Origin of the sequence: Pseudomonas sp. LjRoot277 (genome assembly GCF_964253845.1) — a bacterium.
Taxonomy (GTDB): Bacteria; Pseudomonadota; Gammaproteobacteria; order Pseudomonadales; family Pseudomonadaceae; genus Aquipseudomonas.
Genome location: NZ_CAXURI020000001.1, coordinates 1,936,731 through 1,954,430, shown reverse-complemented (window position 1 = coordinate 1,954,430; position 17,700 = coordinate 1,936,731). Strand labels below are relative to the sequence as shown.

The 17,700-nt window shown below is 59.9% G+C and carries 17 protein-coding genes and 1 riboswitch; of the genes, 7 read left to right on the top strand and 10 right to left on the bottom strand.

Annotated elements, in window-relative coordinates:
• Positions 1-9: 9 nt before the first annotated feature.
• Positions 10-241: riboswitch (cobalamin riboswitch) on the bottom strand.
• A 155-nt stretch (positions 242-396) separates the two neighbouring features.
• Both ACSQ87_RS09310 and ACSQ87_RS09305 read left to right on the top strand, forming a co-directional pair.
• On the top strand, positions 397-981 hold the full coding sequence (locus tag ACSQ87_RS09310) for a hypothetical protein (RefSeq protein ID WP_223430783.1): 585 nt from the start codon (positions 397-399) through the stop codon (positions 979-981).
• Positions 982-1,049: 68 nt separating this feature from the next.
• On the top strand, positions 1,050-2,363 hold the full coding sequence (locus ACSQ87_RS09305; RefSeq protein ID WP_223430784.1) for a PQQ-dependent sugar dehydrogenase: 1,314 nt from the start codon (positions 1,050-1,052) through the stop codon (positions 2,361-2,363).
• Between the two features lie 4 nt (positions 2,364-2,367).
• Here ACSQ87_RS09305 and ACSQ87_RS09300 read toward each other — a convergent pair whose 3' ends face one another.
• From ACSQ87_RS09300 to ACSQ87_RS09275, 6 genes are all read right to left on the bottom strand, one after another.
• Entirely contained in the window at positions 2,368-3,021 is a 654-nt protein-coding gene (locus ACSQ87_RS09300) for an O-methyltransferase (RefSeq protein WP_223430785.1), read from the bottom strand.
• A 14-nt stretch (positions 3,022-3,035) separates the two neighbouring features.
• Positions 3,036-3,572, bottom strand: coding sequence for a C40 family peptidase (locus tag ACSQ87_RS09295; RefSeq protein ID WP_046048021.1), 537 nt, complete (start codon positions 3,570-3,572; stop codon positions 3,036-3,038).
• A gap of 165 nt (positions 3,573-3,737) precedes the next feature.
• Positions 3,738-4,388, bottom strand: a complete 651-nt coding sequence (locus ACSQ87_RS09290) for a C40 family peptidase (RefSeq protein WP_223430786.1) — start codon at positions 4,386-4,388, stop codon at positions 3,738-3,740.
• 214 nt (positions 4,389-4,602) lie between these two features.
• Positions 4,603-5,307 carry a DnaA regulatory inactivator Hda gene (hda, locus tag ACSQ87_RS09285; RefSeq protein ID WP_008148645.1) on the bottom strand — a complete coding sequence of 235 codons (705 nt, stop codon included), beginning with the start codon at positions 5,305-5,307 and terminating at the stop codon, positions 4,603-4,605.
• Positions 5,308-5,537: 230 nt separating this feature from the next.
• Entirely contained in the window at positions 5,538-6,611 is a 1,074-nt protein-coding gene (locus tag ACSQ87_RS09280) for an AI-2E family transporter (protein WP_223430787.1), read from the bottom strand.
• Between the two features lie 39 nt (positions 6,612-6,650).
• Positions 6,651-7,709, bottom strand: a complete 1,059-nt coding sequence (locus ACSQ87_RS09275; protein ID WP_223430789.1) for a DUF2066 domain-containing protein — start codon at positions 7,707-7,709, stop codon at positions 6,651-6,653.
• A 382-nt stretch (positions 7,710-8,091) separates the two neighbouring features.
• Here ACSQ87_RS09275 and purM point away from each other — a divergent pair, with 382 nt between their 5' ends.
• Genes purM through ACSQ87_RS09260 form a run of 3 tightly spaced genes read left to right on the top strand, consistent with a single transcriptional unit; the run spans position 8,092 to position 10,522 of the window.
• Complete coding sequence (gene purM, locus ACSQ87_RS09270) at positions 8,092-9,150, top strand: phosphoribosylformylglycinamidine cyclo-ligase (RefSeq protein WP_008148639.1); 1,059 nt, start codon at positions 8,092-8,094, stop codon at positions 9,148-9,150.
• A complete protein-coding gene (purN, locus tag ACSQ87_RS09265; protein WP_074880550.1) occupies positions 9,150-9,800 on the top strand; it encodes a phosphoribosylglycinamide formyltransferase in 651 nt (216 codons plus the stop codon). The genes purM and purN overlap by 1 nt, the downstream gene beginning before the upstream one ends.
• Before the next feature lie 8 nt (positions 9,801-9,808).
• Positions 9,809-10,522, top strand: a complete 714-nt coding sequence (locus ACSQ87_RS09260) for a DUF3108 domain-containing protein (RefSeq protein ID WP_056744016.1) — start codon at positions 9,809-9,811, stop codon at positions 10,520-10,522.
• Between the two features lie 63 nt (positions 10,523-10,585).
• Here the strand turns inward: ACSQ87_RS09260 and ACSQ87_RS09255 are convergent, their stop codons facing one another.
• Both ACSQ87_RS09255 and ACSQ87_RS09250 read right to left on the bottom strand, forming a co-directional pair.
• Positions 10,586-11,764, bottom strand: coding sequence for a trans-sulfuration enzyme family protein (locus ACSQ87_RS09255; protein WP_223430791.1), 1,179 nt, complete (start codon positions 11,762-11,764; stop codon positions 10,586-10,588).
• Positions 11,761-13,137 (bottom strand): pyridoxal-phosphate dependent enzyme, encoded by a 1,377-nt coding sequence (locus ACSQ87_RS09250; protein ID WP_223430793.1) that lies wholly within the window; start codon positions 13,135-13,137, stop codon positions 11,761-11,763. Before ACSQ87_RS09250 ends, ACSQ87_RS09255 begins: the two co-directional genes overlap by 4 nt.
• A 283-nt stretch (positions 13,138-13,420) precedes the next feature.
• Between ACSQ87_RS09250 and ACSQ87_RS09245 the strand changes: the two genes are divergently transcribed.
• Entirely contained in the window at positions 13,421-13,837 is a 417-nt protein-coding gene (locus ACSQ87_RS09245; RefSeq protein ID WP_223430794.1) for an OsmC family protein, read from the top strand.
• 61 nt (positions 13,838-13,898) lie between these two features.
• Positions 13,899-14,762, top strand: coding sequence for a pirin family protein (locus ACSQ87_RS09240; protein WP_223430796.1), 864 nt, complete (start codon positions 13,899-13,901; stop codon positions 14,760-14,762).
• Between the two features lie 224 nt (positions 14,763-14,986).
• Here ACSQ87_RS09240 and ACSQ87_RS09235 read toward each other — a convergent pair whose 3' ends face one another.
• Both ACSQ87_RS09235 and htpG read right to left on the bottom strand, forming a co-directional pair.
• Positions 14,987-15,715 carry a dienelactone hydrolase family protein gene (locus ACSQ87_RS09235; RefSeq protein ID WP_223430797.1) on the bottom strand — a complete coding sequence of 243 codons (729 nt, stop codon included), beginning with the start codon at positions 15,713-15,715 and terminating at the stop codon, positions 14,987-14,989.
• A 66-nt stretch (positions 15,716-15,781) separates the two neighbouring features.
• Positions 15,782-17,686, bottom strand: coding sequence for a molecular chaperone HtpG (gene htpG, locus ACSQ87_RS09230; RefSeq protein WP_223430798.1), 1,905 nt, complete (start codon positions 17,684-17,686; stop codon positions 15,782-15,784).
• Between the last annotated feature and the right edge of the window lie 14 nt (positions 17,687-17,700).

Genomic DNA, 17,700 nt, shown 5'->3' with positions numbered 1-17,700 from the left:
CCACCGTGATGCCGCTGGATGGATCAGGCCGGTCTCCGGGCTCATGAGCGGCGTTTCGCCTGACTGCGCGCCTTCCCATGTCATACGACACAGTGGCTCAAGGCGCAGTCTTCACTCATTTACCGTTGCGGGGGCAGCGCCGGGATCGTGAGCCTTCATCAATTGAAGAGAATCACTCACCGGCTTCCCTGTTTCACTCTGTCGACCAAGGTCACAGAGCACCTGAAACAAGCCGCGAAGGTTAGAGGGTTGGGGATGGAGCGTCAATTGAAGACGGGCGGCCTGCGAGCGATTAACTGCCGTCGATCAATTATCTGACGCCAATCTTGTGCCACACTCTCAGCAGTGATATCAAAGAGCCACAACCTCACAACACAAATAACAAGGGTGAGCCACATGCAAGGCATGATCATCAGCAATCCGAAGCTGGAATTCCTGCGCCCGGTGCTGGAACGCTGGTTTGACTGTATCGACCGCTACAACGCCGTGCGCGGCGATAACGACACGCCTTACTGGTTCGACGAAAAAGCCAACCTGAGCCTGCTGTCCGCCGCGGCCTGGATGGCGGAAATGGTCACGCTGCAACAAACACCGACCCGCAAACAGACCGAAGAAGGCGAACGCAATGGCCGCGCCGACCTGTTTATCGCGACCACCGAAGAACGCGCTTACCTTCAGGCGACCCAGCGCTGGCCACGCGTCAACAGCCTGAACCTGACTCAAGCATTGCAGGACATCACCAGCGACGCCAAGCGCATCAGCTACGCCAGCGACCTGAAACTCGGCTGCCTGTTTGTCGCGCCACAAAAAGCCCAACAAAGCTCCACCCCGGAAGAACTCCAGGACATGGTCGACGACCTGCAAAAGGAACACACCTGCGCGGTGGCCTGGTACTTCCCCTATGCCTATCGCAAGTTGCGCAACGAAGCCGGCAATTATCACCCGGGCATAGCCGTGCTGTTCAAGGAAGCCCGCGGCTGACCCGTTGAACCATCGCGCACCTGCGCTTCTCTATTGAATAGGTCAATGCATTCATAGGGAAGATCAGCATGCGCAAGCCCCAGCTCGCTCTCGTCATCGTGCTCGCCGGAGGGCTTGCGGCCTGTGGTGAAACCGCCAGGCTGCAAGTCTCCGACGGCACCGGCCCGTCGCCCAAGCTGCCAGAACCGAACAAAACCCTGATCCCGACGGTGAACATCGCCCCGGCGATCGGCTGGCCGGACGGTGCGAAACCGATCGCCGCGACAGGGACTCAGGTGGCGGCTTTTGCCGAAGGTCTCGATCACCCGCGCTGGCTCTACGTGCTGCCCAACGGCGACGTGCTGGTCGCCGAAACCAACGCACCACCCAAACCCGATGACGGCAAAGGCATTCGTGGCTGGGTCATGGGCAAAGTCATGGGCCGTGCCGGCGCCAAAGTACCGAGCCCGAACCGCATCACGCTGCTGCGGGACAAGGACCACGACGGCATCGCCGAAACCCGCACGGTGTTCCTGGAAAATCTCAACTCCCCCTTCGGCATGACCCTGGTCGGCAATGACCTGTACGTCGCCGACACGGACCGCTTGCTGCGCTTCCACTATGAAAACGGCGAGACGGCGATCAAGTCACAGCCGATGAAGGTGATCGACCTGCCGGGCGGTACGCTGAATCACCACTGGACCAAAAACGTCATCGCCAGCAAGGACGGCAGCAAGCTGTACGTCACGGTGGGCTCCAACAGCAACGTGGCCGAAAACGGCATGGACATGGAAGAAGGTCGCGCAGCGATCTGGGAAGTGGATCGCGCCACCGGCAACCATCGAATCTTCGCCTCGGGGATTCGTAATCCCAACGGCCTGGCCTGGGAACCTCGGAGCGGCGCACTGTGGACGGCGGTCAACGAGCGCGACGAGATCGGCAGCGACCTGGTGCCGGATTACATCACATCAGTGAAGGACGGCGGGTTCTACGGCTGGCCTTACAGTTATTACGGTCAGCACGTCGACATCCGCGTCGAGCCGCAAAACCCCGTCCTGGTGGCCAAGGCCATTGCGCCGGACTACGCGGTCGGCCCGCATACCGCCTCGTTGGGCCTGACGTTTGCTGAAGGCAACAGACTGCCGGCGCAGTTCAAGGAAGGGGCATTCATTGGCCAGCACGGCTCGTGGAACCGTAAACCGCACAGTGGCTACAAAGTGATTTTCGTACCGTTCAGCGCAGGGAAACCGGCCGGACAGCCGGTTGATGTCCTCACCGGATTCCTCAACAACGAAGAAAAAGCCATGGGCCGGCCGGTGGGTGTGGTGATTGATCAGCAGGGTGATTTGTTGGTGGCGGATGACGTGGGCAACAAGGTGTGGCGGGTTTCGGCGGCCAAGTAAACGTCTAGCGCTTACGGCACAACGTCAACCCATCACCCAATGGCAACAACGACAGGTCCACACGCGAGTCATCCTTCAAGGCGCGATTGAGCGCCTGGATGGCTCGGGTGTCTTCGCTCTCGGGATTGTTCTCAAGCACCCGTCCGCTCCACAGCGTGTTATCAAACACCGCCAGACCGCCAACGCGTAGCAAACGCAATGCGTGCTCCAGATAACGTGGGTAGTTGGCTTTGTCGGCATCGATGAAGATCAGGTCGAATGGCGCTTGCTGATCCAGCTGAGCCAGGGTTTCCAGCGCGGGCGCCAGACGCAGATCAATCCGCTCGGCAAGCCCCGCCTCCTGCCAGTAACGGCGCGCGGTGGCGTTGTAGTCGCCGGGTATGTCACAGCAGATCAGCGAACCGTCATCCGGCAATGCAGCCGCCATGCACAACGCGCTGTAACCGGTAAAGGTGCCCACTTCCAGCAAACGCTTGGCGCCGATGAGCTTCACCAATAGCGCGAGGAACTGACCTTGCTCGGGCGCCACCTGCCAGCGGGCCATGGGCAGCGCCTGGGTTTCGTCACGCAAACGCTTGAGCAACGGCGTTTCGCGCAGGGAAACGTCGAGCAGGTATTGATACAGGGAATCGTCGAGATTAAGTGTGCGGGCGGTCATGACAACCTCGCGAACTATGGGTTATGTGCCAAGTGCTCAGGTTGCAAGACGCGCTTGGCGCTCAGATAGGCTTTCTGCCAGTAAGCTTTGGACAAGCTGTCGAGCTTCACCGTGCCGCCGGTGGCGGGCGCGTGGACGAAGCGACCTTCGCCGACGTAGATCCCGGCGTGACTGACCTGAGAACCGCCATTGGTGGCGAAGAAGATCAGGTCACCGGTTTGCAGGCCTTCCTTGCCCACACTGGCCGCCTGCATGCTGATCATCTCGCGCGTGGTGCGCGGCAGAGAAATGCCGGCGACGTCACGGTAGACATAACCGATCAGCCCGCTGCAATCGAAACCCGAATCCGGCGTGTTGCCACCCCAGCGATACGGCGTGCCCACCAGGCCGAGCGCGCGGAACAAGACGTCTTCCGCTTCAGGGGAGAATGCTTGGGAGGAACCGAAAACAATGGGCGCGCGAACCACCGGCGCAGGGGGCGGTGTCCGGCTGGCGCAGGCGCTGAGCAGCGCTGCGAAGAACATGATTGCGAGGCGGGCCGAGGTCGACATATGCAGAGCATCCTGATCTGGCTGCGGCTTTTTCTGCAGGAGGCGCAGAAAAGAAAACCGCCTGCGCAGGACGCAGGCGGTTTGCCATCAATAATAGATCAGGATTCTAGCGGCTATGCGGCAAACTTCAAGTAAGACTTTAAGTTCACCTTACAAAAAGTCCGCTTACTTGCGTGCCGTGACGATCGCCGGAGACGCAGTCGGTGCCAACGCCAGTGCGCGCTTGGCTTCGATGAAAGTTTTGCTCCAGTAGCTGTCGCCCAGGCTATCGATCCGGACACCACCGCTGCGGCGGCTGCTCGAATGGATGAACTGGTTGTCACCCAGGTAGATCCCGGCGTGACTGACGCGGCCGCGACGGCCATTGGTGGCGAAAAACAGCAAGTCGCCCGGCTCCAGTTTGCTGCGAGAAACCAGCGGAGCGTCGACGTTGATCATTTCGCGAGTGGAGCGTGGCAGGTTCAGGCCGGCTTCTTCACGAAACAGGTAACCGATGAAGCCACTGCAATCAAAGCCAGCTTCGGAGGTGCCGCCGAAACGGTAACGGGTACCGATCAGGGACATGCCGCGTTCGAGGATGCTGTCAGCCAGAACCGGAAGCTGGTACGACTTGCCGCCGGCGAAGTCTGCCAGTTCTTTTTCGGTGGCCGCCTCTTCCTGGAAAAGAGCTTGCTGATAAAGAGCGGAAGATTGGGCGGTAGCAGAATTTTTAACCTGCTGTTGTTGCTCTTGCTGGGACACTGGAGAGTGAGCAGCGCAACCGAACAACAGGGTGACGAGTGCGAGGGGCACGAGGGGTGCAAAGCGATTTAGCATGGGCACGACCGTGGCTGATAGTTCTAAAGAAGCCGAGACTATGCCCGCTATCATCCTCATTTGCAAATTCAATCGAACTTTATGTGACTTCTTGGTTTCGCGTTTACATCTAAGCGCTTAAGCCCGTTTTAGACGCTCGCGCAGCCTGCAACCCTGTAGGAAAGCGGAATTCTTGACGCCTGAAATATGCCGTAACCCGCTACAGGCCTTGGCTTTACCAGCCTAGCGTTTCTTTCAGGAAGGGAATCGTCAGCTTGCGCTGAGCTTGAAGGGAGGCCTGATCGAGACGCTCAAGCAGCTCGAAAAGTGCACTCATGCTGCGCGTACCGCGGGTCAAAATAAAATGCCCGACTTCATCGGTCAGGTGCAGACCGCGACGAGAGGCGCGCAGTTGCAAGGCACGCAACTTGTCTTCGTCGGAGAGCGGGCGCATCTGAAAGATCAGCGCCAACGTCAGACGGGATTTGAGGTCCGCCAGCTTCACCGGCAGTTCACGCGGGGATGTCGAAGCGGCGATCAGCAGCCGTCGACCGCTGTCACGCAGACGGTTGAACAGATGGAACAGCGCCTCTTCCCAATCCGCCCGACCAGCCACCGCCTGCAAATCATCCAGGCAGACCAGTTCGTACTGTTCGAGGTTGTCGAGGATGGCGATGCCGCGATCAAGCAGTTCGGCCAACGGCAAATACACCGCAGGCTCCCCCAGTTGCTCGAAGCGCAGACAGGCCGCCTGCAACAAATGCGTACGCCCTACCCCGTCCTTGCCCCAGAGATAAATCAGGCTTTCGGTCCAGCCGGCGTCGGCTTCGCATAGCCGCTCGACATAGCCGAGTGCAGCGGCATTGGCGCCTGGATAGTAATTGATAAAGGTAGCGTCATCACGCAGACGCACACCTAGGGGCAGCTGAATCGGTTTCATGCTGACTGAACAGTTCCAAAGGAACCGTTAGTGGCCTCTGTGTAAAGTTTGCGAAGTTTATACCCGTGAGACGGGTCGCACAATGCGACAGACCACAAGCAAAATCAAAGGTTTGCGTTAACACACTGGTTTTATGCCAGTTTCTTTGGCGGCGCATGTGACAGCCGCACGAGGGATCCGGGTCAGCCTGGCATGGAACCACGCTGCCCGCGATGCTTGATCAGGCCCTCTTAAATCTCGGGCTCATCAACACCGCTGTACATACCCGAATCTTTATACAAATCATGCACATGGCGCACCAGCACCATGATCACCGCCGCCACCGGCAGTGCCAGTAGCACACCGGTAAATCCGAACAGCTCGCCCCCTGCCAGAATCGCGAAGATCACCGCCACCGGGTGTAGACCGATCTTGTCCCCCACCAGCAATGGCGTCAGCACCATGCCTTCCAGCGCCTGCCCCACCATGAATACCGCGACGATACCGAACATGGGATACAGATCGCCGCCGAACTGGAACAGTCCGGCAATCAAGGCCGCGCCGATCCCGATGACGAACCCCATGTACGGCACGATCGCCGCCAGACCGGCAATCAAACCGATCAACAGCCCCAGCTCCAGCCCTACCAACATCAGGCCGGCGGCGTAGATCACGCCCAACGCCACCATCACCAGCAACTGCCCGCGTACGAACGCACCCAGCACTTCATGGCATTCACCCGCCAGCATCACAACGCGTTCTTCGCGATCACGGGGCAGCAGGCCGCGGATCTTGGCCATCATCAGGTCCCAGTCCCGCAGCAAATAGAAGACCACCACCGGGATCAGCACCAGATTCGCCAGCAAGCCAATCAATACGAGGCCGGAGGCTGTTGCCTGACTCAGCACAACACCGACAATGTCAGTGGTTTGGCCCATGTGCTCACTGATCGCAGCCTTGAGCTTGTCGAACTTCCAGAAATTATCCGACAGTCCAAATTTCGATTGCGCCCACGGCAGTGCGGTGTGCTGCAACCAATCGAGCATCTGCGGCGTCAGTTCGTACAAACGAAACAACTGCTTGGCGAGCATCGGTATCAACACCAGCAGCAAGGTCGTGAAGATCAGGGTGAACAGCGCAAACACCGCCACCACGCCCCAGGTCCGAGACAGGCCGGCCTTCTCCAGCCGATCCACCAGCGGGTCGAACAGATAGGCCAGCAGCAACGCGACCAGGAACGGCGTCAGAATCGGATGCAACAACCAGACAAACACGCAGAGCAGAACCACCCCACCCAACCAGAACCAACGCCGCGTATCGGCCATGTACCACTCCATATGCATCTATATAAAGAAAGAAAACCGTTACCAACGGAATCGCAACTGCGGCACAGGTGCCGGAGTCGGCGCTACTACCGGCGCCGAACCCTCGGCCGGCTGAACCGGTGCGACTGGCGCCGGCGCTTCACCGGCCGGAACCTCCTGCAAATTCGCCAGCGACAGTTGCGCCTTCAACTGTTCGGCGCTGCCATTGACCCGATAGAGAATCCGGTCGCCGTCGACACTTTGCAGGCGCGCACCAAACGGCTCCAGCAAACGCCCAAGCGCCGCGTAGTGTTCCAGATTCATGCCCTGTACTTCGAGCAACTGTTCGCCCGAAGCACCCGGTTTGACGACAAAACGAGGCGCCAGCCGCTGACTGACCGCCAGCATCACCGCATCGGCCACCGCTGCCTGATCCGCACCCTCTACGCTGCCCGCCTCCTTCTTGTCGCCCAGCCACAAATGCCACTTGGCCTGCCATTGGCCGCCCTCTTCACGAGCATGCACCGCGAGCAAGGCGTCAGCGTTGTAACGCTCCGATACCCCGCGCAGTGGCGTCGCGTCCGTACCTTCCAGATTCGGTGCCGTGGCGACAATCTGCTCACTCAGATCAGCCAGCGGCAAGCGCAGCGGCAAACCACGGTGTTGCGCTGCTCGGCGCAGCGGTGCAGCACTGGCCTGGCCATCGCCGACCAGACTCGAACCCTCGGTGGAGTCGTTCAACCACCAGCCGAGGATCGAAGGCCGGTTCGCCCCCCACAACGAGAGCCCGGCACGGCGCAACGCTTGCTCGGTGGTGGCCGGGTCGAAATCGACCTTCAGCACTTCCGGCGGGCCAGCGTCAAAGCCGTACTGACTGATGATTTGCTGCGGGTCCTTGCGCAGCGCCGCCAACCCCGGACTTTGCGCGGCCTTGGGATCGCCGGTCAGACGCAACACCAGCGTATCCAGCGCTTGCTGGGTCGCTTGATCGCGCTCTTCCGGGGTTTGACCACTGACAGGCTGACGCACCTGATACAGGTTTTTGACGGTCTCGGCATGACTCGCCAGGCTGACCAATGACAAACAGCCCGCAAACAAAAATCTGGAAAAAAAGCGCATGGAAGATTCCTGACGACAAGAGCGGCTGGAACAGGCCGCGTGAACCGGATTGAGCAAGGCTGTGACCACGCCCCCAAGCAAAACATTCACCTGACCCTGGTAAGTTTTTGCACTGTCCTAACGATAGACGGTTAATAGCGATACCTTATACAGCCATGAAGGAGGCGACCAACACGGGCAATGAAGGTTTTTTTAAGCTGATATGCCCCTGCCGTCGGCCTGAGGATGGCCGCTGCCCCTCAAGCCTGATAAAATCGCGCGCCTTCGCAGACCGGCAACAGCCGGGCACCCTGAAATTCGCGGATGGCAATCGCCTTCGTCAGTTTCGGTGGTCCCACTGGACTCGGTCGTTACCCCTGAATCCCCCCTAAAGGCCTGGATCATGAGCAAGCAACCCTCCCTGAGCTACAAGGACGCCGGTGTAGACATCGACGCCGGTGAAGCATTGGTCGAACGCATCAAGAGCGTCGCCAAGCGCACTGCGCGCCCGGAAGTCATGGGCGGCCTGGGCGGTTTTGGCGCCCTCTGCGAAATCCCGGCCGGCTACAAACAGCCAGTGCTGGTTTCCGGTACTGACGGCGTTGGCACCAAGCTGCGCCTGGCACTGAACCTGAACAAGCACGACAGCATCGGCATCGACCTGGTTGCCATGTGCGTGAACGACCTGGTGGTCTGCGGCGCCGAGCCGCTGTTCTTCCTCGACTACTACGCTACCGGCAAACTCAACGTCGAAACCGCGACCCAGGTCGTGACCGGCATTGGCGCTGGCTGTGAATTGTCCGGCTGCTCCCTGGTTGGCGGCGAAACCGCTGAAATGCCAGGTATGTACGAAGGCGAAGACTACGACCTGGCCGGCTTCTGCGTCGGCGTCGTGGAAAAATCCGAAATCATCGACGGTTCCAAAGTCGCTGCCGGCGATGCCCTGCTCGCCCTGCCGTCTTCCGGCCCGCACTCCAACGGCTACTCGCTGATCCGCAAGATCATCGAAGTGTCCGGTGCCGACATCGAAAACATCCAGCTCGACGGCAAACCGCTGACCGACCTGCTGATGGCCCCGACCCGTATCTATGTGAAGCCGCTGCTCAAGCTGATCAAGGAAACCGGCGCCGTCAAAGCCATGGCCCACATCACCGGTGGTGGCCTGCTGGACAACATCCCGCGCGTTCTGCCAAAAGGCGCACAAGCGGTGGTTGACGTCGCGAGCTGGACCCGTCCTGCCGTGTTCGACTGGCTGCAAGAGAAAGGCAACGTTGACGAAAACGAAATGCACCGCGTGCTGAACTGCGGCGTGGGCATGGTCATCTGCGTCGCTCAAGAGCACGTTGAAACCGCGCTGAACGTGCTGCGTGAAGCCGGCGAGCAGCCTTGGGTCATCGGTCAGATCTCCACCGCCGCCGAAGGCGCGGCTCAGGTTGAACTGAAGAACCTCAAGGCTCATTGATGTCCCAGACCTGTGATGTGGTGGTGCTGTTGTCCGGCACCGGCAGTAACTTGCAGGCCTTGATCGACAGCACGCGGACCGGCGACAGCCCGGCCCGCATCGCTGCGGTGATTTCCAACCGCGCCGACGCTTACGGCCTGCAACGCGCCAGGGACGCGGGTATCGACACCCGCACCCTGGATCACAAGGCTTTCGAAGGCCGCGAGGCCTTCGATGCCGCGCTGATCGAACTGATCGACGCGTTCAACCCCAAACTCGTGGTACTGGCCGGCTTCATGCGCATTCTCAGCGCTGACTTCGTGCGCCACTACGCGGGTCGCCTGCTCAACATCCATCCCTCGCTGCTACCCAAATACAAAGGGTTACACACGCATCAGCGCGCGCTGGAAGCCGGCGATACCGAACACGGCTGCTCCGTGCACTTCGTCACCGAGGAACTCGATGGCGGACCACTGGTCGTACAGGCAGTAATACCGGTAGAGTTGCACGATTCGCCGCAGAGTCTGGCGCAGCGAGTTCATACCCAGGAACACCTGATCTACCCGTTGGCTGTACGCTGGTTTGCCGAAGGTCGTTTATCACTCGGCGAGCAAGGTGCTTTACTGGATGGAAAGTTACTCGCGGCCAGCGGCCACTTGATTCGAACCTAGGAGATTTTATGCGTCGTGCCCTGCTCTTCGCTTGCGCTCTGCTCGCACTGCCATTTGCGCAGGCTGCAGAACTTCAACCTTTCTCCGCCAGCTATACCGCTGACTGGAAGCAGTTGCCCATGAGCGGCACCGCTGAACGCAGCCTGACCAAGCAAGCCAACGGCGCCTGGAAGCTCAGCTTCAAGGCCTCGATGATGATCGCCAGCCTGACCGAAGAAAGCACCCTGACGCTTGACAAGGACACCTTGCTGCCGCAGTCCTACCACTTCGAACGTGGCGGCCTGGGTAAAGCCAAGAAGGCTGACCTGGATTTCGACTGGACCAACAAAATGGTCACCGGCACCGATCGCGGTGACCCGGTCAAGATCCCGCTCAACCGCGGCATGGTCGACAAATCCACTTATCAGCTGGCCCTGCAGCACGACGTGGCCGCTGGCAAGAAAAGCATGAGCTATCAAGTCGTCGACGACGGTGAAGTCGATACCTATGATTTCCGCGTGCTGGGTTCGGAAAAGGTCGACACCAAAGCTGGCCAGATCGATGCAATCAAGGTCGAGCGCGTGCGCGACCCGACACAAAGCAAGCGCATCACCGTCCTCTGGTTCGCCAAGGACTGGGACTACTTGCTGGTTCGTCTGCAACAGGTTGAAACCGACGGCAAGGAGTACAACATCATGCTCCTCGACGGTACGGTCAACGGCAAGGCTGTCAAAGGCAGCTGATCCGGCTCGACACAAAAATCCGGAATCCGCTAAGGGTTCCGGATTTTTTTTGCCTGCTGAAACTCAGATCCGCGCCAGCGCCTGTGCCAGGTCGGCGCGCAGGTCTTCGACATCCTCGACCCCCACGGACAACCGCACCAACGCATCGCCGATGCCGAGTTGCGCACGAGTATCCGCGGGGATGGTGGCGTGGGTCATGATCGCCGGGTGCTCGATCAGGCTTTCCACCCCGCCCAGGCTCTCGGCCAAGGCAAAGATCCGCACACTCTCGAGGAAACGCGTGGCACCGGCCAGGTCGCTGTTCAGGTCGAGGGATATCATCCCGCCGAAACCGCGCATCTGCCGCTGCGCCAGGTTGTGCTGCGGGTGCGACGGCAAGCCCGGATAATAGACGCGCGCCACCTGCGGCTGACGCTCCAGCCATTGCGCCAGGTCCAGCGCGTTGTTGCAGTGGCGCTCCATGCGCAGCGCCAGGGTCTTAACGCCGCGCAAGGTGAGGAAAGCGTCGAACGGCCCGGCGATCGCGCCTACCGCGTTCTGCAGAAAGCCCAGGCGCTCTGCCAGGTCTGCGTTTTGTCCGACCACCGCGATGCCACCGATCACGTCGGAGTGGCCGTTCAGGTACTTGGTGGTCGAGTGCAGCACGATGTCGAAGCCCAGCTCCAGCGGGCGCTGTATCCATGGACTGGCAAAGGTGTTGTCAGCCACACAAATGATGCCGCGCTGGCGGCAGATGCGCGCGATCGCAACGAGGTCGGTGAGGCGCAGCAAAGGATTGCTCGGCGTCTCGACCATCACCATCCGTGTATCGTCCTGCAGCGCCGCTTCGAAGGCCGACACATCAGTCAGGTCGACGAAGCTGAAGCGATGCCCGGCGCTGCGCCGGCGCACTTTGTCGAACAGGCGAAAAGTACCGCCGTACAGGTCGTTGCCGGAGACGATGTGCGAATCAGCATCGAGCAATTCGAGCACGGTGGAAATCGTCGCCAGCCCGGACGCGAACGCGAAGGCCTGGGAGCCGCCTTCGAGGTCCGCAACGCAACGCTCCAGCGCAAAGCGCGTCGGGTTGTGCGAGCGCCCGTAGTCGAAGCCCTTGTGCACACCGGGGCTCTGCTGCAAATAGGTGGAGTTGGCGTAAATCGGCGGCATCAGCGCCCCGGTGGAAGGGTCGGGCGTTTGCCCGGCATGGATCACACGGGTGGCGAAGGCGCGTGGCACAGCGTTTTCATCGTGTTGACTCATGTAAGGGATCTCCGTAAGTGAATGAGCATGTCGACTCGAGTAATCAAGCCGTAGAAGCCCGAAGCGTCGGCGATGATCGCCACCAGCCCACGGTCGAGCTCCGCCCGTAGTTCAGCCAGACTGGCGCCTGGAGGCAGGGTTTGCAGCTTATCGGTCATCGCGCTGGCCACGCTCGCGCGAAAGTGCGAAGCATCTTCTTGCATGCCCAGCAGAATGTCGGATTCGTCGATCACCCCGACCAGCCGCTGCCCGCCCTCCAGCACCGGCAGTTGCGACACATCCGCCAGGCGCATGCGCTGGAACGCGGTGAGCAGCGTATCGTCCGGGCCCACGCTGATCACCCGGCCATCCTCGAAGCGCCGCGAGATCAGGTCGCGCAGATCGCCGTAATGTTTGTACTGCAGCAGGCCCTGATCGTTCATCCACTGGTCGTTGTAGACCTTCGACAGGTAGCGCGTGCCGGTGTCGCAGACGAAGCTGACGACCCGCTTCGGCTCGGTCTGCTCGCGGCAATAACGCAGCGCCGCCGCCAGCAGTGTGCCGGTCGAAGAGCCGCCGAGTATGCCTTCGGCGCGCAGCAGTTGGCGGGCATGATCGAAGCTTTCCTCGTCGCTGATCGAGTAGGCGTGACGCACGCTGGACAGGTCGGCAATCGACGGAATGAAGTCCTCGCCGATGCCCTCCACCGCCCAGGAGCCGGGCGTGCTCATGATGCCGCTGCGGCTGTATTCGGCCATCACCGAGCCGACCGGATCGGCCAGCACCATGACCAGGTCCGGTTGCACGCGGCGAAAGAAACGGGTCAGCCCGGTCAGCGTACCGGCTGAGCCAACGCCGACGACGATGGCGTCCAGATCATGCTGAGTCTGCGCCCAGATCTCCGGCGCGGTGCTGCACTCGTGGGCCAGCGGGTTGGCCGGGTTGTTGAATTGATCGGCGAAGAAAGCGTCGGGAATTTCCTGCGCCAGCCGCGCCGCAACGTCCTGGTAGTAATCGGGATGGCCCTTGCCGACGTCGGAGCGGGTGATGTGCACCTCGGCGCCCATCGCCTTGAGGTGCAAGACCTTCTCGGTGGACATCTTGTCCGGCACCACCAACACCACTCGGTAACCCTTGGCACGACCGACCAGGGCCAGGCCAAGGCCGGTGTTGCCGGCGGTAGCTTCGACGATGGTGCCGCCGGGGCGCAGGCTGCCATCGCGCTCGGCGGCGTCGATCATCGCCAGGCCGATGCGATCCTTGATCGAGCCGCCGGGGTTCTGCGATTCAAGCTTGAGGAACAGCGTGCACGGGCCGGTATCGAAACGGCTGACGCGCACCAGTGGCGTATTGCCGATCAGTTCGAGTACGGCGGGTCGGGAGTCGGTGGGCATGTCGTCACCTCGCTACGCAAATCAGCACTGGATGGACAGCGACCGGCGTCGAATCATTGCGCGCCAGTCGCGGCAAAGTATCGCTTGGACCATAGGCCGGGATGGCGCCACCCGCAACCTTGCACAGCCAGCCGGTAGCGTCACGGGTGCGACAAATCCGCTCGGCGTTCAGACCGCATGGGAATGCGCTGTAAGAAAGTGGAACGCGTAACAGGAGGAGTGCTCTATACCTTCAAGGTCTTTTTTGATCGAATGACTTTTCCTGTTACCTGCGAGGTTTCCCATGACTGTCACCGTCAACACCGTCTCCACCGAAGGTTTTCGTCACAGCGTACAGATCGATGACCATCAACTCTTTGCCGACGTACCGACACTCGCCGGCGGCGAAGGCTCGGCGCCCGAGCCACACGATTACTTCGACGCGGCCCTCGGCGCCTGCAAGGCCCTGACCCTGAAGATGTACGCAAAGAAGAAAGACATCCCGCTGACCGGTGTCACAGTCGAAGTCAAACGTGACAACAGCGAAGAGCAGAAAGGTAAATATGCCCTGCACGTCAAACTGACCCTCAAAGGTGTGCTCACCGATGCCCAGCGCGATGAGCTGCACCGCGTGGCCGACCGTTGCCCGGTCCACAAGTTGATGACCACCACCGACGTCAGCATCGAAACGCACCTGTCTGAAGGTGCCTTCAGCCAATAGCGGCAAGGGCTGCGCAAGCGGGTTATGCTCCACGCATTACCCGCTCAGCCTGGAATGCAGCATGAACACTCCGCTCGTGATCCGTCCCCGCGCCGAAGATGTCGAAGGCCAGCCGATTCTTCGCCCGCTGCCGTCAGCCAAATGCCGCAGCGTCGGGCCTTTCGTGTTTTTCGACCACATGCTCGAAACCCGCTATGAGGCGGGAAAAGGCATGAACATCCGTCAGCATCCGCACATAGGTCTGTCGACCCTCACGTACTTGTTCGAAGGAAAAATCCAGCACAAGGACAGCCTCGGCTCCGATCAGGTGGTGGAGGCCGGTGATGTCAGCTGGATGACGGCGGGCAGCGCGATTGCCCATGTCGAGCGCACGCCTGAGGCATTGAAGGACAGCGGCTTCACGATGCACGGTTTGCAGATTTGGCTGGCCTCACCGAAAGATAAAGAGCACGGTCCCGGACACTACAGCCACCATCCGGCGGCCACGCTGCCGGTCAGCGATAACCTGGGAGTGAAGATCCGGATGATTGCCGGGTCAGGCTTTTGCCTGGAATCACCGGTCCCGGTGCTTTCTCCTACGCTGTATGCCGAATTGAACCTGCAAACGGCGACCACATTGCTGATTCCCACCGAGCATGAAGAACGGGCGTTGTATGTGCTGGACGGCGAGGTGCAACTGGATGGCGAGTTGATAGAGCCGCATTCGCTGGTGGTGTTGCCGGTCGGGGAAGAGATGACACTGTTCGCTGAAAGCGACTGTCATGCCGTGCTGTTTGGCGGGGCGCCGCTGGATGGGCCGCGGCGGATCAACTGGAATTTTGTGGCGAGCGATCCGGCGTTGATCGATGAAGCGCGGCGACGCTGGGCGGCCGGGGATTGGCCGACGGTGCCGGGGGAAAGCGAAAGGATCGAATTGCCGCGGTAGATAGCGTCGGGGTTAAGAGTTATGGCTGGCTGAAAAATCACCCCTCACCCCAGCCCTCTCCCCACGGGGGAGAGGGGGAAAGGGAGCCGATCTCCATAGCTTTTAGTTCCTGAGTTCGACTCTATTTCCCCGGTCGCAAAATATCTACAGCCCCCCTCGTCAGTCCCCTCTCCCTCCGGGCGGTCCGACGTTTCGGGAGGGTTAGGGTGAGGGGCTTTTTGCTTTTAGCCTTTAAACACTTCATCCAGCAAGTTGTGCATCGAGGTAAACGCACGCCCCGCCGTCTTCGCGTCATACATCATCATGCCCGGCACATTGGCGTGCGGATCGGTGAAGGAATGCACCGCGCCGCCGTAGCTCAGCAGTTGCCAATCCACGCCCGCCGCATTCATTTCAGCTTCAAACGCCGGCAGCTGCTCTTTCGGCACCAATGGATCGGATGCGCCGTGCAGCACCAACACCGAGCCTTTGATGTTCCTGGCATCCGCCGGATTCGGCGAATCCAGCGTTCCGTGGAACGACACCGCAGCCTTCACTGGCGCTCCGGTGCGCGCCAGGTCCAGCGCGCAGCAACCACCGAAGCAGAAACCAAAGGTCGCCAGCTTCGAGGTATCGACAGCCGCTTCGTCCTGGATTTGCAGCTGATCGAACGCTGCTTGCATGCGTTTTCGCAACAACGGCCGATCATGCTTGAGCGGCATCATGGCTGCACCCGCCTCGTCACCGTTCTGCGGACGGACCGACTGACCGTAGAGGTCCGCGATCAGCACCACATAACCCTTGGACGCAACAGACTTGGCGATCTCCTCGGCACCGGCGCTGACGCCCATCCAGTTCGGCGCCATCAACAGACCGGGGCGTGGGCCCTTGTGGTCGGCATCGAACGCCAGACGGCTTTCATACGACTGGCCATCAATCTGATAAGCGACGGAACGAACAGTGATTTGGCTCATGACTAACTCCCAGTAAAAGACACCAGAATAAAAAAACCCGCCGAAGCGGGTTTTTGTACAACGCAGTTAAACCGACAGTTCAACCAGCAGCTTGTTGAGACGGCGCACGTAGGCGGCCGGGTCTTTCAAGCTGTCGCCGGCAGCCAGGGCCGCCTGATCGAAGAGGATGTGCGACAGGTCGCCGAAGCGTTCGTCGCTCTGCTCGTTGTCGAGCTTCTCGATCAGCGGGTGAGCCGGGTTGAATTCGAAGATCGGCTTCGATTCAGGAACCTTCTGACCGCTGGCTTCGAGGATCTGACGCATCTGCATGCCCAAGTCCTGCTCGCCGATGGCCAGAATCGCCGGGGAATCGGTCAGGCGATGTGAAACCCGCACTTCAGCGACGGAATCGCCCAGTGCAGTTTTCAGACGCTCAACCAGACCTTCTTTGGACTTGGCGACTTCTTCCGCAGCTTTCTTGTCTTCTTCCGAATCCAGGTTGCCCAGGTCCAGATCACCGCGTGCCACGTCGACAAAGCTCTTGCCGTCGAAGTCGCTGAGGTAGCTCATCAGCCACTCGTCGATGCGGTCGGTCAGCAGCAGCACTTCGATGCCTTTCTTGCGGAAGACTTCCAGGTGCGGGCTGTCTTTAACCGCTTCGAACTTCTCGCCGGTCAGGTAATAAATCTTGTCCTGACCTTCCTTGGCGCGAGCCAGGTATTCGGCCAGACCCACTACTTGCTCGCCTTCTTTACCGTTGGTCGATGCGAAACGCAGCAGGCCAGCGATTTTCTCTTTGTTGGCGAAGTCTTCTGCCGGGCCTTCTTTCATGACCTGGCCAAAGTTTTTCCAGAAGCTCTTGTATTGCTCAGGCTCGTTCTTCGCCAGCTTTTCCAGCATGTCGAGAACGCGCTTGGTCAGCGCCGACTTCATGGAATCGATGATCGGGTCTTTCTGCAGGATTTCCCGCGACACGTTCAGCGACAGGTCGTTGGAATCGACTACGCCTTTGATGAAGCGCAGGTACAGCGGCAGGAACGACTCTGCCTGATCCATCACGAACACGCGCTGCACGTACAGCTTCAGGCCTTTCGGCGCTTCACGCTGGTACAAATCGAATGGAGCACGGGCCGGCACGTAGAGCAGCGAGCTGTATTCGAGCTTGCCTTCGACCTTGTTGTGGCTCCAGCTCAGCGGGTTCTCGAAGTCGTGAGCGACGTGTTTGTAGAACTCCTGGTATTCCTCGTCTTTCACTTCAGTGCGAGGGCGAGTCCACAGCGCGCTGGCACGGTTGACGGTTTCCCATTCAACGGCCGGTTGCTCTTCGCCTTCAACGGCTGCCACTTCTTTCGGCAACTCGATCGGCAGAGCGATGTGGTCGGAGTACTTCTTGATGATGTTGCGCAGACGCCAGCCATCGGCGAACTCGTCTTCACCGGATTTCAGGTGCAGGACGATACGGGTGCCGCGCTCGGCTTTATCAACGGTGGCAACTTCAAAATTGCCTTCGCCCTTGGACGACCAGTGCACGCCTTCGCTGGCAGCAGCACCGGCACGACGGCTGAACACGTCGACTTTATCGGCGACGATGAATGCAGAGTAGAAACCCACACCGAATTGACCGATCAGGTGCGAGTCTTTTTTCTGATCGCCGGAGAGATGTTTCATGAAATCGGCAGTGCCGGATTTGGCGATGGTACCCAGGTGGGTGATCGCATCTTCACGGCTCATGCCGATGCCGTTGTCTTCGAGGGTGACGGTTTTAGCGTCCTTGTCGAAGCTCACACGGATTTTCAGTTCGGCACCACCTTCCAGCAGCTCAGGCTTGGACAGGGCTTCGAAACGTAATTTGTCGACAGCGTCAGAGGCGTTCGAGATCAATTCGCGAAGGAAAATTTCCTTGTTGGAATACAGCGAATGGATCATGAGGTGCAGCAGCTGCTTCACCTCGGTCTGGAAGCCCAGGGTTTCCTTTTGAGTTTCCACACTCATGGTCATCAAACTCC

Coding starts and splice junctions, on each gene's coding strand:
- ACSQ87_RS09310 (WP_223430783.1), top strand. CDS start 397: ATGCAAGGCATGATCATCAGCAATCCGAAGCTGGAATTCCTGCGCCCG.
- ACSQ87_RS09305 (WP_223430784.1), top strand. CDS start 1,050: ATGCGCAAGCCCCAGCTCGCTCTCGTCATCGTGCTCGCCGGAGGGCTT.
- ACSQ87_RS09300 (WP_223430785.1), bottom strand. CDS start 3,021: ATGACCGCCCGCACACTTAATCTCGACGATTCCCTGTATCAATACCTG.
- ACSQ87_RS09295 (WP_046048021.1), bottom strand. CDS start 3,572: ATGTCGACCTCGGCCCGCCTCGCAATCATGTTCTTCGCAGCGCTGCTC.
- ACSQ87_RS09290 (WP_223430786.1), bottom strand. CDS start 4,388: ATGCTAAATCGCTTTGCACCCCTCGTGCCCCTCGCACTCGTCACCCTG.
- hda (WP_008148645.1), bottom strand. CDS start 5,307: ATGAAACCGATTCAGCTGCCCCTAGGTGTGCGTCTGCGTGATGACGCT.
- ACSQ87_RS09280 (WP_223430787.1), bottom strand. CDS start 6,611: ATGGCCGATACGCGGCGTTGGTTCTGGTTGGGTGGGGTGGTTCTGCTC.
- ACSQ87_RS09275 (WP_223430789.1), bottom strand. CDS start 7,709: ATGCGCTTTTTTTCCAGATTTTTGTTTGCGGGCTGTTTGTCATTGGTC.
- purM (WP_008148639.1), top strand. CDS start 8,092: ATGAGCAAGCAACCCTCCCTGAGCTACAAGGACGCCGGTGTAGACATC.
- purN (WP_074880550.1), top strand. CDS start 9,150: ATGTCCCAGACCTGTGATGTGGTGGTGCTGTTGTCCGGCACCGGCAGT.
- ACSQ87_RS09260 (WP_056744016.1), top strand. CDS start 9,809: ATGCGTCGTGCCCTGCTCTTCGCTTGCGCTCTGCTCGCACTGCCATTT.
- ACSQ87_RS09255 (WP_223430791.1), bottom strand. CDS start 11,764: ATGAGTCAACACGATGAAAACGCTGTGCCACGCGCCTTCGCCACCCGT.
- ACSQ87_RS09250 (WP_223430793.1), bottom strand. CDS start 13,137: ATGCCCACCGACTCCCGACCCGCCGTACTCGAACTGATCGGCAATACG.
- ACSQ87_RS09245 (WP_223430794.1), top strand. CDS start 13,421: ATGACTGTCACCGTCAACACCGTCTCCACCGAAGGTTTTCGTCACAGC.
- ACSQ87_RS09240 (WP_223430796.1), top strand. CDS start 13,899: ATGAACACTCCGCTCGTGATCCGTCCCCGCGCCGAAGATGTCGAAGGC.
- ACSQ87_RS09235 (WP_223430797.1), bottom strand. CDS start 15,715: ATGAGCCAAATCACTGTTCGTTCCGTCGCTTATCAGATTGATGGCCAG.
- htpG (WP_223430798.1), bottom strand. CDS start 17,686: ATGAGTGTGGAAACTCAAAAGGAAACCCTGGGCTTCCAGACCGAGGTG.